The 13,904-nt window shown below is 66.3% G+C and carries 11 protein-coding genes; 4 read left to right on the top strand and 7 right to left on the bottom strand.

The features are described from left to right. Positions 1–81: 81 nt before the first annotated feature. Positions 82–468, top strand: a complete 387-nt coding sequence (locus NL2_RS16625) for a reverse transcriptase-like protein (protein ID WP_084356157.1) — start codon at positions 82–84, stop codon at positions 466–468. A 33-nt stretch (positions 469–501) separates the two neighbouring features. Here the strand turns inward: NL2_RS16625 and NL2_RS16620 are convergent, their stop codons facing one another. Beyond that, positions 502–1,968: a patatin-like phospholipase family protein gene (locus tag NL2_RS16620; RefSeq protein WP_068076814.1), complete on the bottom strand. Its 1,467-nt coding sequence runs from the start codon at positions 1,966–1,968 to the stop codon at positions 502–504. Positions 1,969–2,287: 319 nt separating this feature from the next. Here NL2_RS16620 and NL2_RS16615 point away from each other — a divergent pair, with 319 nt between their 5' ends. The 3 genes from NL2_RS16615 to NL2_RS16605 are packed head-to-tail and all read left to right on the top strand — an operon-like array spanning position 2,288 to position 7,774. Then, positions 2,288–4,729, top strand: coding sequence for a hypothetical protein (locus tag NL2_RS16615; protein ID WP_245647729.1), 2,442 nt, complete (start codon positions 2,288–2,290; stop codon positions 4,727–4,729). A 25-nt stretch (positions 4,730–4,754) separates the two neighbouring features. Further along, complete coding sequence (locus NL2_RS16610; protein ID WP_084356156.1) at positions 4,755–6,596, top strand: GMC family oxidoreductase; 1,842 nt, start codon at positions 4,755–4,757, stop codon at positions 6,594–6,596. A 2-nt stretch (positions 6,597–6,598) separates the two neighbouring features. Beyond that, complete coding sequence (locus NL2_RS16605; RefSeq protein ID WP_068076813.1) at positions 6,599–7,774, top strand: catalase family protein; 1,176 nt, start codon at positions 6,599–6,601, stop codon at positions 7,772–7,774. A gap of 6 nt (positions 7,775–7,780) precedes the next feature. Here NL2_RS16605 and NL2_RS16600 read toward each other — a convergent pair whose 3' ends face one another. The 6 genes from NL2_RS16600 to NL2_RS16575 all read right to left on the bottom strand — a co-directional run bounded on the left by NL2_RS16600 (position 7,781) and on the right by NL2_RS16575 (position 13,877). Further along, positions 7,781–9,190 carry a Dyp-type peroxidase gene (locus tag NL2_RS16600; RefSeq protein WP_068076812.1) on the bottom strand — a complete coding sequence of 470 codons (1,410 nt, stop codon included), beginning with the start codon at positions 9,188–9,190 and terminating at the stop codon, positions 7,781–7,783. A 2-nt stretch (positions 9,191–9,192) separates the two neighbouring features. Continuing rightward, the gene (locus tag NL2_RS16595; RefSeq protein ID WP_068076811.1) at positions 9,193–10,464 is read right to left on the bottom strand and encodes a hypothetical protein; all 1,272 of its coding nucleotides are present in this window, start codon (positions 10,462–10,464) and stop codon (positions 9,193–9,195) included. Between the two features lie 8 nt (positions 10,465–10,472). After that, positions 10,473–10,910 carry a hypothetical protein gene (locus NL2_RS16590; RefSeq protein WP_068076810.1) on the bottom strand — a complete coding sequence of 146 codons (438 nt, stop codon included), beginning with the start codon at positions 10,908–10,910 and terminating at the stop codon, positions 10,473–10,475. A gap of 261 nt (positions 10,911–11,171) precedes the next feature. Beyond that, positions 11,172–11,780 carry a GTP cyclohydrolase I FolE gene (gene folE, locus NL2_RS16585; protein ID WP_068076809.1) on the bottom strand — a complete coding sequence of 203 codons (609 nt, stop codon included), beginning with the start codon at positions 11,778–11,780 and terminating at the stop codon, positions 11,172–11,174. Positions 11,781–11,801: 21 nt separating this feature from the next. Beyond that, complete coding sequence (locus NL2_RS16580) at positions 11,802–13,364, bottom strand: phospholipase D-like domain-containing protein (protein WP_084356155.1); 1,563 nt, start codon at positions 13,362–13,364, stop codon at positions 11,802–11,804. A 21-nt stretch (positions 13,365–13,385) separates the two neighbouring features. Further along, on the bottom strand, positions 13,386–13,877 hold the full coding sequence (locus NL2_RS16575; RefSeq protein ID WP_068076808.1) for a hemerythrin domain-containing protein: 492 nt from the start codon (positions 13,875–13,877) through the stop codon (positions 13,386–13,388). Between the last annotated feature and the right edge of the window lie 27 nt (positions 13,878–13,904).

Below are 13,904 nucleotides of genomic sequence, written 5' to 3'. Positions count from 1 at the left end.
CTACGGTGCGCGATCCACAGTTGCCCAAGCGGAAAAAATTGCCGCTCGCGGTCATCGCCTGCGCGGGTTATCGGCAAGGCTATGCAGCAGCGCAGGCTCAAGGTGTTCTTCGACGGCGGCTGCCGCCCCAACCCGGGGCGGATCGAGGCCGCCGTGGTCGCGCGCGGCGTGGTGCATGTATTCGACAATCTGGGCACCGGCAGCAACGGCGACGCCGAGTGGCTGGCGCTGCTCTGCGCGCTGGAGGTGGCACATGCGCTGGGAACGCGCGAGTTCGAGCTGATCGGCGATGCGGTGCAGGTGATCGATCAGGCCAACGGTGTGCTCAAGTGTCGTTCGGTGTCGTTCAGGTCGCATCTCGCGCGGTTCGAGGCGCTATGCCTGATCGCCCCGCCCGCGCGCATCCGCTGGATCCGCCGCGCGCAGAATCTGGCCGGTATCGCGCTGGCGGCGCGGCACGAACGCTAGCGATCTGCCCCGCGAATGGGCGGCTTCCGGGCCTCACTTCATGCGATACTTGGCCCATGCGACGACTTCGGGCCGCGACCGGCCATAGTCGATGATGCAGCGCATGTAGTTGGGGAAGAACTGGATGGGGTTCAGCCGCTTGCGATCGTCGTCGCGCCATTGCTGGCAGGTTTTCGTTTCGTTTCCAATGGCCAACATGTGCTGCTGGCTGTCCGGCTCGATCCGCACGAAGTTGAAGCAGCCCTGGCAATCGCCCGCGCTCGTCCCGACCCGCTGCGCCGAAAAGCGGTAGATCTGGTTCGACAGCACCTCTTCCGAGCGCAGCGCCAGGCCCAGGAACGACCATGTGTTGTGCGGCGAATTGACCACGTTCGACGGCATGCCATCGCGGCACAGCGTCGCATCCGCCCACGGGCACGTCGCCGGGACCCCGGTCTGCAGCGTGCCGTTGACGATCGCGAAGGTGATCGGCACCGGCGGCGGCTGGCCTGGCAGCGCGCCGGCGATCGCCGCCAGCCGCTTGCGATCGTCGATCACCGCGCCGATCTCCGCCCCGAACAGGCCGAAGCGCGCGCCGCCGTCGATATACATGCGGTTGTCGATGAACACCGGCCGCGCGGCGATGGGCGCGGACGACGACGCCACGATCGCGGCGATGTAGCAGTCCTTCAGGCGCCGGGCTCCGGGGGCCAGCGCGGTTTCGCTCACCGGCGGCTGGGGCTGGGCCACCGCATAGCGCTGGGCCATGTCGCCCATGTCGAACGCAACGGCTTCGCCCGAATCGACATCCACCACCCCGACGAACAGCTGGCGACCTTGGTCCGCGCCCTGCGCCACGCGCCGCAGAACTTCGTCGGTCAGGTGCCGGTCGAGGTGGTCGTAGAGCGGTGTCAGGTCGGCGACGGCGCCTTGTCGCGCCAACGCCAGCCCGGCACTCGCGCCCAGCCCGCCGCCCGCCGAAGGCTTTGCCAGCGGGGTGAGGAGCACGCTTTCATCCGGAATCGTGTAGCCGTCGACCGCCAGCGCGGTCATCCCGGCAAACGCGAAGCTGGCCTGGATCGAGCCGGTGCTGATCCCCGTGACCATCTGGAACTGCGGCAGGCTGTGGTGACGCTTCTCGCTCTCCACGCGCCACTGGTCGATAAATCCGGCGCCGAACGCCCCATGCTGACCACCGCCCGACAGGAACAGGAACGCCGGCGCGCCGCCTTCTGGGGTCAGACCGTGTTGGGGGCGACCCTGCAGCGACGAACTTATCGTTCCGGCCAGCGAGTCCGGCGCAAATCCAACGCCGGTCACCGACCGGTCGCTCGATCCCGTCATGCCATCGGTCACGTTGGTGGCCAGCACGTGGCGCTTGAACCCGCAGAAGTTGCTTTTCGGCGTGAACACCGCGTCCTGCGCGCAACCGCACAGCACCAGGATCGCGACCAGCGCGGCGATGATCCGGGCGGCGGCGATTGCACGCGGCCGATCGGGCGTGCGTTCAGGCGTGTCCATCGCAAGGCCTTTCCACAACAGGAAAAAAGCTGGCGTGCAGGGTTTCCCCGCATCTGCGACCCGATGGCAATTACCACGAAGTGAAGCGCACGGACTGCGCCGCGTCAAGTCGCTTGCACAAATCTGCTGTACTAACAACGCCGCGCCGCACTGCCGCACCCGGTCATGCTTAACTTCCGGCAGGCATGTTTTGCGCTTGAGCTATTCGCGCTCCAGTATCATAACCCAATCCACTTCGACGTCGCCATAACCAGATCAACAGTCTGTCGGTGCTGCCAGCCAGCCTGATCTTGTGGAGGACGGCGTGATGTCGAAGGGAATGGCAGCTTCAATTGTGCTTGGACTGTTGCTGCTGGCCGGTTGCCGCACCAAGGGTGAGCAGGACGAGGCGACCAAGGCAGGGCTGGGCGACAGCCATTTCGTCCAGGCCGACGAAGACTATTTCCACGACATGGACAACGGCGTCTCGCTGACCCCGGACGAGGTCAAGGGCCGCAACATGTGGCTGGTGTGGACCGGCGGCAACGACCGGTTCTGGGACACGATGAGCCGGCCCACGTACGGCGGTTTCGACCTGCTGAAGATCGTTGCGCCCGATCCCGCCGGACCGAACCGTCATGCCAATCGCTGGTACCAGCTCGGCCTGGTCAACGAGCCATGCTTTGCCGCGCCGACCAAGCCGGACGCCTACGGCCTGTGGCGCGACAGCCGCGATCCCGCCTGCGCGCCCGATCCGTTCGCCAACGCCGCGAAATACCCCGGCGTGAAAATCGGCGCGCGCGGGACGACGGTTCCGGTCGGCTCGTATTACGGCGAGCCCAGCGGCATCTTCGGCCTCCGCCTGTTCCCCAACGCCGATTTCGACGAGCAGGCCAAGGCGGCGTGGGACCCGGCCAAGTTTTACAGCGACCCGCGCTATTACAACAATCCCAAGCTGGTGCGGCCCTATCGCGTGGGCATGAGCTGCGGGTTCTGCCACTTGGGCCCCAGCCCGATCCATCCCCCCGCCGATCCTGAAAAGCCCACGTTCGCCGATCTCAATTCCACCGTCGGTGCGCAGTACATGTGGGTTGACCGGCTGTTCTTCTGGAAGCCCGACGAAACCAATTTCATGTACCAGCTGGTCAAGACGTTCCGGCCGGGCGCGATGGACACGTCGCTGGTGTCGACCGACAACATCAACAACCCGCGCACGATGAATGCGGTCTACAGTCTGGGCGACCGCCTCACCATCGCCAAGGCGATCGGCCATGAATCGCTGGCCCATGGCGAGCAGGACAACATGCAGTTCAACATGGTGGTCAAATCGGGCCCGCTCACCCAGTTCTATACCAAGCCCGACCAGGTGTGGACGCCGCACGTGCTGAAGGACGGATCGGATTCGGTGGGCGCCCTGGGCGCGCTCAACCGGGTGTACCTCAACATCGGGCTCTACAGCGAGGAATGGCTCACACACTTCAACCCCGTGGCCGGCGGCAAGCCGATCACCCCGATCAGGATCGCCGTGGCGCGCGACAATTCGGCCTACTGGCGCGCGACCGAGCAGGGCACACCCAACACCGCGCTGTTCTTCCTCAAGGCCGCGCGCCCCGACCATCTCGCCGATGCACCCGGCGGCAAGGCCTATCTCACCGCCCCGGCCAATGTCGTCGCCCATGGCCGCGACGTGTTCGCCACCACCTGCGCGCGCTGCCATTCGAGCAAGCAGCCCGACGCACCCGAGAACGCGCGCCTGACCGACAGTGCGGGCAAGGATTACCTCACGCACTTCAAGGCGTGGTGGAAATGGACGCAAGGCGATCCGTTCAAGCAGCAGATGCGCAGCATCGCCGCGCGGCCCGATTTTGCGCAAGGCAACTATTTCAGCACCGACGCGCGCATCCCGGTCACGCTGCTGCGCACCAACTTGTGCAGCCCGCTGGCGACCAACGCGCTGGGCGGCAACATCTGGGACAACTTCTCGTCGAGCAGCTACAAGGCGCTGCCGTCGGTCGGTCAGTCGTCCTACCAGGACGCGTTCAGCGGGGTGCGGCGCATCCACGTGATGCCAGCAGGCGGGCGCGGCTATACGCGCGTGCCGTCGCTGATCTCGCTGTGGTCGACCGCGCCGTTCCTGCTCGCCAACACGGTGGGGCCGTTCAACGGCGATCCCTCGGTGGGCGGACGGATGAAGTCGTTCGATGCCTCGATCCAGCAGATGCTGTGGCCCGAACGGCGGACGCGCGACACCATCCTGCCCAACGCGGAAGGCGTGATCGACCGCACCACCCAGCGCAGCCGGTTCTACATCCCGGCCTCGTTCGTGCCGCGCCTGCCCGGCGTGCTCAGCAACGAAACCAAGGAAGCGCTCGACCGGATTTCCGATCGCGATGGCAATATCGAGATCGGGCCGATCCCGGCGGGCATCCCGGTGAACCTGCTGGCATCGCTGCAGCCACTGGCGGAAAGCCGCAATCCGGTGGACATCGCCCGGCACTATGCGCGCGTCGCCAGCCTGCTCGCGCAAATGAAGCTGGCGCTGCTGACCGCGCCGAAAAACGCCGATGACGCCGCATTGCGCGGCCACCTCGCGCCGCTGGTCAGCCCGTTGATGGCGCTGAGCAAATGCCCCGACTTCGTGGTCAACCGCGGGCACTACTTCGGCACCGCGATGTTCAACGCGCGCGCCGGGCTGACAGCCGACGAGGCGTTCTTCGGACCCGAACCGGTGCTGAGCGATGCCGACAAGCTGGCGCTGATCGCGTTCCTCAAGACGCTTTGACGCCATCCGTCCCCGGCCCCCTCACATGCCCCCGCCCGAAGCCAGCTACGATTATGTGATCGTCGGTTCGGGCGCGGGGGGCGGAACGGTGGCCGCACGGCTGGCAGAGGCGGGCATGCGCGTGCTGCTGCTCGAAGCCGGGCCCGATCCGGCGGAGATCGATGCCACCACCGCCGCCGAGTATGCCGTGCCCGCGTTCCACGCGCTGTCGAGCGAGAATACGCAAGTCTGCTGGAACCAGCGCGCCAGCCATTTCGCCGACGGGGACGCGGCGCGCGCGGATCCCAAGGCGGACGCCGACGGAACCGTGCTGTATCCCCGCTCGGGCGCGCTGGGCGGCTGCACTGCACACAACGCGATGATCTTCCTCATACCGCCCGACAGCGAGTGGGACCGGCTGGCCACGGAAACAGGCGATGCGGGCTGGTCCGCTGACGCGATGCGCAGTCACCGCCAGCAAGTGGAAGCGTGCCGTCACCGGCCGTTGTGGCGCTTGCTGGCGCTGCTGGGCATCGACCCGACCGGGCACGGCTGGAACGGCTGGCTGCGCATCGAGAAGGCGCTGCCGACGCGGGCATTGTCCGACCTGGCGCTGGTGCGATCGCTGTTCCGCTCGGCGCTGGTCGAGCTGGGGCGCGGGCATGGGCTGGTCAACCGGCTGCGCGCGTGGCTGCACGACTGGGGCGACCCCAACGATGCGCGCCGCGATGGGCAGGAACAGCTGTGCTACCTGCCGATCGCGACCGCCCGCCACGCCCGGCAGGGCACGCGCGAACGGGTGCGCGATGTGGCCACCAAACATCCGGGCAAGCTGGAGGTGCTGACCGACACGCTGGTCACCCGCGTGCTGTTCGATGACGGCGGCAAGGCCTGCGGGGTCGAATGGCTGCGCGGCCGCCACCTCTATCGCGCCTCGCCGTTGGCGGGATCAGCCGGACCGGGCGTCCGGGGCGAAAGCCGGGCTGCCCGCGAGGTGATCCTGGCCGGCGGCGCGTTTGCCACACCGCAACTGCTGATGCTGTCGGGGATCGGAGATGCCGTGCAACTGCAGGCGCTGGGGATCGCGCCGCGTATCGATTTGCCCCAGGTCGGCCGCAACCTGCAGGACCGCTACGAGATCGGCGTGGTACACCGCATGAAGCATCCGTGGTCCTCGCTGCGGCAGGCGGCGTTCACCACCGCCGATCCGCTGTATGCCAAATGGCGGCGCTGGCGGCTGGGGATGTACGTCTCCAACGGCGCATGCCTTGCTGCGTTGCGCCGCTCGTCCGCCGCAGGGCCGGACGCCGATGGGCCCGACCTCGTGTTGATGGGCATGATGGGGCGTTTCGGCGGGTACTTCACCGGCTATGCCCAGCATTGCTGGAAGGGCGGTGACGGGTTCAGCTGGGTCGTGCTGAAGGGGCGCACCGGCAACCGTTCCGGCACGGTTACACTGGCCAGCGCCGATCCGCGCGATCCGCCGGTCGCGGCGTTCAACAACTTCGCTGAACACGGCGACCGCGACCTCGACGCGCTGGTCGAAGGGCTCGACATGGCGCGCGCGCTGGCCCGCCCACTGATCGAGGATGGCGACATCGCCGAGGAGGAGCTGCCCGGCCCCGCGCTGCGCGACGGCGCCTTGCGCGAATGGGTGCGCGCCAACGCCTGGGGCCATCACGCCTGCGGCACCGCTGCGATCGGCCCGGTGCTCGATCCGCAGGGCCGGGTCCACTGCGTGCCGGGTCTGCGCGTGGTCGACGCCTCGATTTTCCCCCGCATCCCCGGGCTGTTCATCGTTGCGGCGATCTATCTCGCTGCCGAAAAGCTCGCTGCAAACATCCTGGCCGATGCCGGAAAAGCCAATGCCGGAAAGAAAGGTCCCTGACCATGCTGGAGCCGCTTCACCGCCTGCTGCAGGCCACGCTCAAGACCGAACGCCGGATCGATCCGTTCTTCCGCCCCGCCATCGATTCCGTGGTGCGCTGGCCGCTGACGCGGTTGATGAACTGGACGATCAACCTCACCCGCAGCCGCGACGTGCCGCCGCTGGCGGGCGAGCGGTTCCGGCCCGACGAGGACGAAAGCCTCGACACGATGGTCGCCGAGATGCAGCGTCAGCTCGATATCGATTTCACGCCGGGCAACTACGAGCGCGCGGGCAACACCAAGACCCACGGGCTGGTGCGCAGCACGTTGACGGTGCGCGATGATCTGCCCGAGCATTTGCGCCACGGCATCTTCGCGACGCAGCGCAGCTATCCCGCGTGGGTGCGCTTTTCCAACCCCGGCCCGCATGTCGAGCCCGACATCGACGATGTCGGCTTCGGCAGCATCGGGATCAAGCTGATGGACGTGCCCGGCGCCAAGCTGATGGACGATGAGCATTTCACGCAGGACTTTACCGCCGTGTCCACCGTCACGTTCGTCACCCCCGACACGCGCGAGAACGCCCGCCTGCAGTACTGGAGCCGGCGGCACCTGCCGATCTGGTATTTCCTCAGCCTGCGCCATCCGCACGTGCGCGATTTCATCATGCAGGCGCTGTGGAACAGGACGCTCGCCAATCCGCTGGCCAACGAATATTTCAGCTGCGTGCCCTACCTGATCGGCGAAGGGCAGGCGATGCAGTACAGTTTCCACCCGCTGACGCCGGTGTCCACGCGCATCCCCAACCTGCCCCGACGCCCGCCCGACAACTACATCCGCGACAATCTTGCGGCATCGCTGCGCGCGGGCGATGCGCAATTCGAGATGCGGGTGATCCTGCAGACCGACCCGTTCCTGATGCCGATCGAACAGAACAGCGTGCTGTGGGATCCGCGCCTGTCGCCGCGCATCCCGGTGGCCACGCTGACCATCCCGAAACAGGAATTCCAGTCCCCCGCGCAGTTCGCGTTCGCCCGGCAGCTGACGCTCAACCCGTGGCACTGCCTGCCCGAGCACCGTCCGCTGGGCAACCAGAGCCGCGCGCGCAAGCGGATGTACTACGAGATGTCGCGCTATCGGCAGGCCAGGAACGGCGAGACGCATGTCGAGCCGACGGGGGATGAACGGTTCGACTGACGCGCATCAGCCGGCCAGTATCTGCGCAAGGCCCGCAAGGCCCGGCAGGAAGAAATAGGCCCCGCCCCGCACCGTGACGAACTGGGGCAACCCGGTCGCCAGGCGGGGGCAGCCCTCGGCGTCGGCATAGTGAAACGCATCGGTCGCGCCGCCCCCGCTCGCGGGAAGGCGGTTGCCCAGGATCGGGTCCTGTTCGCCCGACAGCCCCGCGAAATAGGCGCTCGCGACCCACGCCCCCTGCACGAATTCGAACTGACGCGCTATGCTGGCGTTGAGGCAGATGAAGTGCAGGCCCGATGGCTCGACCGGCGTGGGGGGATCGTCCCCTGCCCCTGCCGGCAAGCCGATCGGCCCATACGGCCGCCCGCGCCGCAGGATGCGGTGGAACCGCGCAGAGGCTACGGCGTCTTGCATCGCGCTGCCCTTCAGGCCCAGCGAGGAAATAACATCGCGCAAAAAGCCCCGGCGGCCTTGCGGATCGTCGCCACTGCGCGGGTTGGCGCGGCGGATATGCGCGCCGATCGGGCAGGCCAGCCCATCGGGATCCTGTCCGAAACCGAAGTCGTTTGCACCGGGTCCGGCAGCGCCGCCAAGTCCCGGCTGTGGCGCCCCGTCGATCCCCCGGCCGATCATCGTTTCGCCCAAGCCGACGGCACCCGCCTTGCCCGCCTGCTCCCGCAGCCAGCGCCAGAAACCGTGCACGTCTTGTTCCAGCTGGCGGTAGACGAGGTATGTACCGTTGCGGCCGATCTCGCGCTCGCTCGGCCACGCGGGCACGAAGCCGTATTCGTTGGTGTGGCCCAGCAGCACTTCGCCCGCCGCCAGCGTGTTGCGATAGAGCCGGTCTTTCGCCCCGCCCGGCACCAGCTGGCCGTCCCAATCGACCTCGGGTTGCGACAGGCCATCGGCAAAGCCGAACGGCTCGCGCCCCAGCGGTCCGTTCGAGCGGTTGGCGCGGATCAGCGCGCAACCGGCTCCGGTCAGCGCCGCGACATGCTCCGCCTCGACCGCAGCGATGGCGGCGACGGGCGCCAACAGCACGACCAGCACGTGCGGCTCCGTGTCGGCCACGCCCCAGTACCATTTGTCCGGCGCGTTTTCGCCTTCGTCACCCAGCCGGTGCGAGCGGCGTTCGTTGCCCGCCATCCCTTCGGCGAATTCGGGCGCGAAGCCGTGCGCCGCGTCGGCCGCGATGCCCAGCGCGGCAAGCCCCGACGCGGTAAACGCGATCTGGCATACGCGGTCGAGCTTCGACGACCGGGCATCGGCCAGCGACGTGACCGCCAGCGTGCGCAACCAGGTGCGGGCTCGCGCAGCATCGTCGATGCTGAGCAACAGGTAGCTGGCGCCGTCAAGCGAGCCGAACCCGCGCTCGGTCATGGCCTGGATATCGGCTGCCTGATCGCTTGCCGCCATCGTCAGATCTCCGCGATCCAGCGGCGCAGCGCGTTGCCTTCGGGCTTGCGCTCGAACCCTGCGCGAATGCGGGCGTTGCGCGCCATGTCGTAGTTGCTGAGGCCGGGGAACGCCTTGTACCAGACTTGCGTCGGGATCTGGTGGTGGAACAGGTACCACTTGAAGTCCTGTTCGTGCCGCGCGCCGTCGAGGATCAGCCAGCGGGTGCGCGGATAGCCCAGTCCGTTGGAGAACGACAGGTTCAGGCCGAACGCCACCTTGTTGATGAAATCGTCGTTGTAGGCTTCGCGGCTGCCGTCGTAATTGCTGGCGAAATAGACCCGCCGCTGGTCGTCGAGGAACGTCCAGCTGGCGAAATGGATGGTGTTGACGCGGGCAAGCCGTCCGTTGGCGTAGATGTGCCGCGCGCCCCAGTTGATCGCGAACAGGATCGCCACGGTCAGCCAGCGGCGGAACAGGCCCGGCTTGAGCGAGCCGATCGCGCTGTACTGGTTGGTGATGTCGTGATCCTCTTGCGCCGAGAGCAGCCGGTTGCGCTCGGGCAGCGGCACCGGGACGATCACCGGATCATGCGTCTCGCGCCAGCGCAGCAGGATGATCAGGAACGGCAGCAGCGGGATGAGGATGGGTGCCAGCAGCAGGGCCAAGACGGGCAAGGTGAGGAAGTGCAGCGCCTCCCTGATCCACCAGCCGATCGACCTGGACGGCAACGGTGTCAGACCGATGCCACTTCCGGCCTGCTTCAGGACGGGCCACAGCTCCTCGGGTGTCGCTTGCGGATGGGCAAGGCGCGCGGTGCGCAACGCGCTGTGAAGCGCGGCTTCCTCGCGCAGTTGCACCGTGCCGCGCCCGCGCCAGTTCACATAGTTGGCGGCGGTGACGATGCTGTGGCCGCGCATCCACGCAGCCACGTCACCAGAACCCTCGTCGAAATCGGTGCAGTGCGCGAAGATCCGGCGCAGTCCCGGCTCGGCCACCCGCACCAGATCGCCCAGCAGCACGTCGGCGCTGCCGTCGAAGTCGGCAATGAAGGCCAGCCGCACCGGCTCGTGCACCGGCAGCGAGGGCGCGATCTCGCGGTCGGGGAGCGAGGGATCGTCGAGGATGACGAAGCGCGCGACGTGGATTTGCGCCAGACGGCCGAACGGGACCAGCGCATTCCCGGGGCCGGCCTGCCCCGGCGCGGTGTTCATCGATGCCAGCAGGGACTCGAGCGCGGGGGCCGCGTCGTGGCGCAGCACGCCGGCAACGCAGATGTGCCGCTGCTCGATCATGGCACCGCTCAGCCGCCGAATTCCAGCGCGAAATCGATCAGCCGCTTCTTGCCCCAATAGACTTTGCCGAGATACGTCCCGGGCTCGATCATCCGGATTTCATCGCGGACGCGCGAGGCGACCAGCGACGTGTCGGAATAATCGAGGACGATGCACTCCTTGCCGTCGAGCCAGCTTGGCCCCTTGTAGACTTTGGCGACGATCGCCTTCAGCCCGAACGCGAGGATGTGGTTGCGCAGAAAGCCGTGTTCGGCATCGAACACTTTGCCCTGCCACGCGAACATGTTGATGATCGCGGCGATTTCGGTCGAAAATGTGGTGCCGGGCGCAATGATCGCGGTGCCCTTGGCCTCCCCATCGGGAATGGGGCCGGGCTCGGCTTGCGAAAACAGGCTGTCGAGATCCGCCTGTGACATTGCCAGCCATTGGGAAACAAGGTTCGCCATGTATTCGTCCCTCCATTTCGGCGCGAGGGAACACTTTGGCCTGGGAACCGCACATCGGGTTGAGAGAACACCAAGGTCGAAACGCGCCGCACTGCACAAACTATTGTTACAAGCTGCCGCGAACCCGACCTCACATTCATGCGAGCTGGGCGGAGAATTCCAGATTACCTGCCAACTGGCAAGCGCCGATGTCGCCAATACCACCGGCGCCGCCCTTCATTCCGACGCATTCTTGCCGCCCAGCGCCCGTGCGCAGGGCAATCAGTAGCCCATCAGGCTCATCACTTCCTTGCGGCTGCGCGAATCGTCGAGGAAGCAGCCGAGCAGGCGGCTGGTGACCATGCCCACGCCCGGCGTGCGCACGCCGCGCGCGGTCATGCAGGCGTGGCTCGCCTCGATCACCACCGCAACTCCGTGCGGCTGGAGGTTGTCCCAGATGCACTGCGCGACTTCTGCGGTCAGCCGCTCCTGGATCTGCAGCCGCCGGGCATAGGCGTGGAGCACCCGCGCCAGCTTGGAAATGCCCACGACGCTGTCACGTGGCATGTAGGCGATGTGCGCCTTGCCGATGATCGGCGCCATGTGGTGTTCGCAGTGCGACTGGAACGGAATGTCCTTCAACAGCACCAGTTCGTTGTAGCCGCCGACTTCCTCGAACCGGCGCGACAGGTGATAGGCAGGGTCTTCGGCGTAACCGCTGCAATATTCTTTCCACGCGCGCGCCACGCGCTTGGGTGTATCGAGCAGGCCTTCGCGCTGCGGATCATCGCCCGCCCAGCGGATCAACGTGCGGATCGCATCCTGCACGTCGGCGGGCACCGGCACTTTACCCCGGCCATCATCGTCTTCCGGAACCACCATGCTGTTCATTGCTTGTCCCATCCCCCATCGTCATTTCGGTCGCCGCAGAAAGCGGCCCATGAACAGATTTCGCCGCTTGTAGAACGACAGCATCTCTTCCGGTCGTTCCGGATCGAGCACTTCGTTATCGGCCAGCGCCTTTTCCGTATCGGTCAAGGCACGCGGCACGAACTTTTGCAACCGCTTCCCGCTTTGCGGCGCGTGCGCAATCATTGCCGCCATCGAGCCGTGCTTTTCCAGCAAGTCCGGAATGACCGTCGGGTCAAGTCCGCAATGTTCCGCGAGCAGCGAATGTCGCAGGCGCGTAATTGCGGCGCTGCAAGGCTGACTGCCCGCTTCATCGCGCGCGCAATCGATGAACACGTCGCATTCGCTGTCGAGGCCCATCGAGCGGTTGTTCATGTTGGCCGAACCGATGCGCAGGATTTCGTCATCGACGATCAGCAGCTTGGAATGAACATAGATCGGCGTTCCGGCCGAATTGAGCGGATGCCAGATCGTGAACCGGTCGCCATGCGCGTCATCCTCGATCGAGCGAAACAGCCGCACCCGCGCCCCGTCCATCGCCGCCTGTTCAAGCCAGCCGTCGGACGACACCGGACAGACCAGCACGATCTCGGGCGGATCGGGCTGGGCCAGGCGGCGGCTGATCGCCTCGGCGATGGTGCGCGACGCAAAATACTGGTTCTCGGCATAAATGAACCGCTTGGCGCATTCGATCTGTTCGATGAACAGCGCCTCGATCTCGCGCACTTCGCCGACGTTGTTGTATTGCGATCGAGTGCGCGAAATGCCCACCGACACGTTGCGGAATTCCGCCCTCAGCCGCTCGGGCCAGGGTGATTCGTCCTGCGGCACGCACGGCGCCATCGGTGTTCCACCGGCCTGCTGCCAGCGGGTGCGGCCGAAATCGCCCAGCACCTTGGCAACATCGCCTTCGAGCAGCATCGTGCAATCGTGCCAGGGCCCGAACAAGTCGCCGTTCGGGCGCCGCCGACGCGCGTCGTGCTCAAGGTGCTCGCGCGTGTCCCAGCGATCGCCCGCCATGTCGATGCCGCCGCACACAGCAAAGCGATCGTCGATCACCACGATCTTCTGGTGGTGGCTGCAACCCAGCGGATGCGCACTGTCGAGCTTGAAATCGATCTGTGGATGCCGCCACCAGCGGATCAGGTCGATAATCATCGAGCCGCGCAGGAAGGCTTTCATCGCGCCGAAATTCCACTTCAGCACGCGCACTTCGAGGTCCGGATTGCGATTGGCCAGCCAGATCATGAAGGGGCCCAGGCGCGCGGGCGGGACCTGCTTGCGCGGCAGGTTCCACCACCGTCGCCCGCCGCCGATCTTGATCCGCGTGTCGAAATCCCACCCGATCAGCAAGATGCGCTGGCGGGCCGACAGCATCGCTTCGCGCATCAGCTCGAAATAGGGCCCGGCATCGACGACCGCGTGAGCCCGGCTTGCGTTCGCGAACCGCCAGACGGCTGGGGATACGCCGCGGTCCTCGGCGGCTCCCCCGGCAACGATCGCGCCCCGGTCATCGCCCAACTGCTCGCCTTCACCCACGCCCCGGCCTGTATCCGCCTGTTCCATCCCCAGTCCCTAGCGGTCTGTTCAGTCCTTGGCTTCTTCCATTTTTTCCGGCGTGATGTCGGCCTTGCTCTTTTCCACCGGCTTGCGACGCTCGAACACCTGCCGCATGTAAACGACATCGTCCTCGGTCAGTTGTTTGCGGAATTTGGGAAACATCTCGGTTTCCTCTTCCTTGATATGGTGGAGGTATTTGTCCTTCACGCCCCGGAACTTGGTCAGCCAGCCGCCGGTATCCATTGGCGTCGCCGCCAGATCGTTGAGCATTTCCTCGATCTCGTGGTGCTCGGCCACCGAATGGCGCCCGCAGGCGGTCAGCGGCGGCTTGCGCAGCACGGTCGAATACAGCGCCTGTTCCTCGGCGGCGGCATGGCCCTTGGCCTCCAGCGTGAATTCCTCGAACAGCGCGTGCCGTTCCGGGGTTTCGCCGCTGGTCTGTTCCAGCCGGGCCAGCAGGTCGCGGTGCTTGTCGTGGTCGGCGCGCAGCCGGTCGAAAATATCCTCGAGGTGCTTCATTGCGGGTCCCCTTCGCAGTGCAGGCTC

Origin of the sequence: Novosphingobium lentum NBRC 107847, from assembly GCF_001590965.1 — a bacterium.
Classification (GTDB): domain Bacteria; phylum Pseudomonadota; class Alphaproteobacteria; order Sphingomonadales; family Sphingomonadaceae; genus Novosphingobium; species Novosphingobium lentum.
The sequence above is the reverse complement of the archived record's forward strand: the minus strand, read 5'-3'. Positions and strand labels throughout refer to the sequence as shown.

Coding starts and splice junctions, on each gene's coding strand:
- NL2_RS16625 (WP_084356157.1), top strand. CDS start 82: ATGCAGCAGCGCAGGCTCAAGGTGTTCTTCGACGGCGGCTGCCGCCCC.
- NL2_RS16620 (WP_068076814.1), bottom strand. CDS start 1,968: ATGGACACGCCTGAACGCACGCCCGATCGGCCGCGTGCAATCGCCGCC.
- NL2_RS16615 (WP_245647729.1), top strand. CDS start 2,288: ATGGCAGCTTCAATTGTGCTTGGACTGTTGCTGCTGGCCGGTTGCCGC.
- NL2_RS16610 (WP_084356156.1), top strand. CDS start 4,755: ATGCCCCCGCCCGAAGCCAGCTACGATTATGTGATCGTCGGTTCGGGC.
- NL2_RS16605 (WP_068076813.1), top strand. CDS start 6,599: ATGCTGGAGCCGCTTCACCGCCTGCTGCAGGCCACGCTCAAGACCGAA.
- NL2_RS16600 (WP_068076812.1), bottom strand. CDS start 9,190: ATGGCGGCAAGCGATCAGGCAGCCGATATCCAGGCCATGACCGAGCGC.
- NL2_RS16595 (WP_068076811.1), bottom strand. CDS start 10,464: ATGATCGAGCAGCGGCACATCTGCGTTGCCGGCGTGCTGCGCCACGAC.
- NL2_RS16590 (WP_068076810.1), bottom strand. CDS start 10,910: ATGGCGAACCTTGTTTCCCAATGGCTGGCAATGTCACAGGCGGATCTC.
- folE (WP_068076809.1), bottom strand. CDS start 11,780: ATGAACAGCATGGTGGTTCCGGAAGACGATGATGGCCGGGGTAAAGTG.
- NL2_RS16580 (WP_084356155.1), bottom strand. CDS start 13,364: ATGGAACAGGCGGATACAGGCCGGGGCGTGGGTGAAGGCGAGCAGTTG.
- NL2_RS16575 (WP_068076808.1), bottom strand. CDS start 13,877: ATGAAGCACCTCGAGGATATTTTCGACCGGCTGCGCGCCGACCACGAC.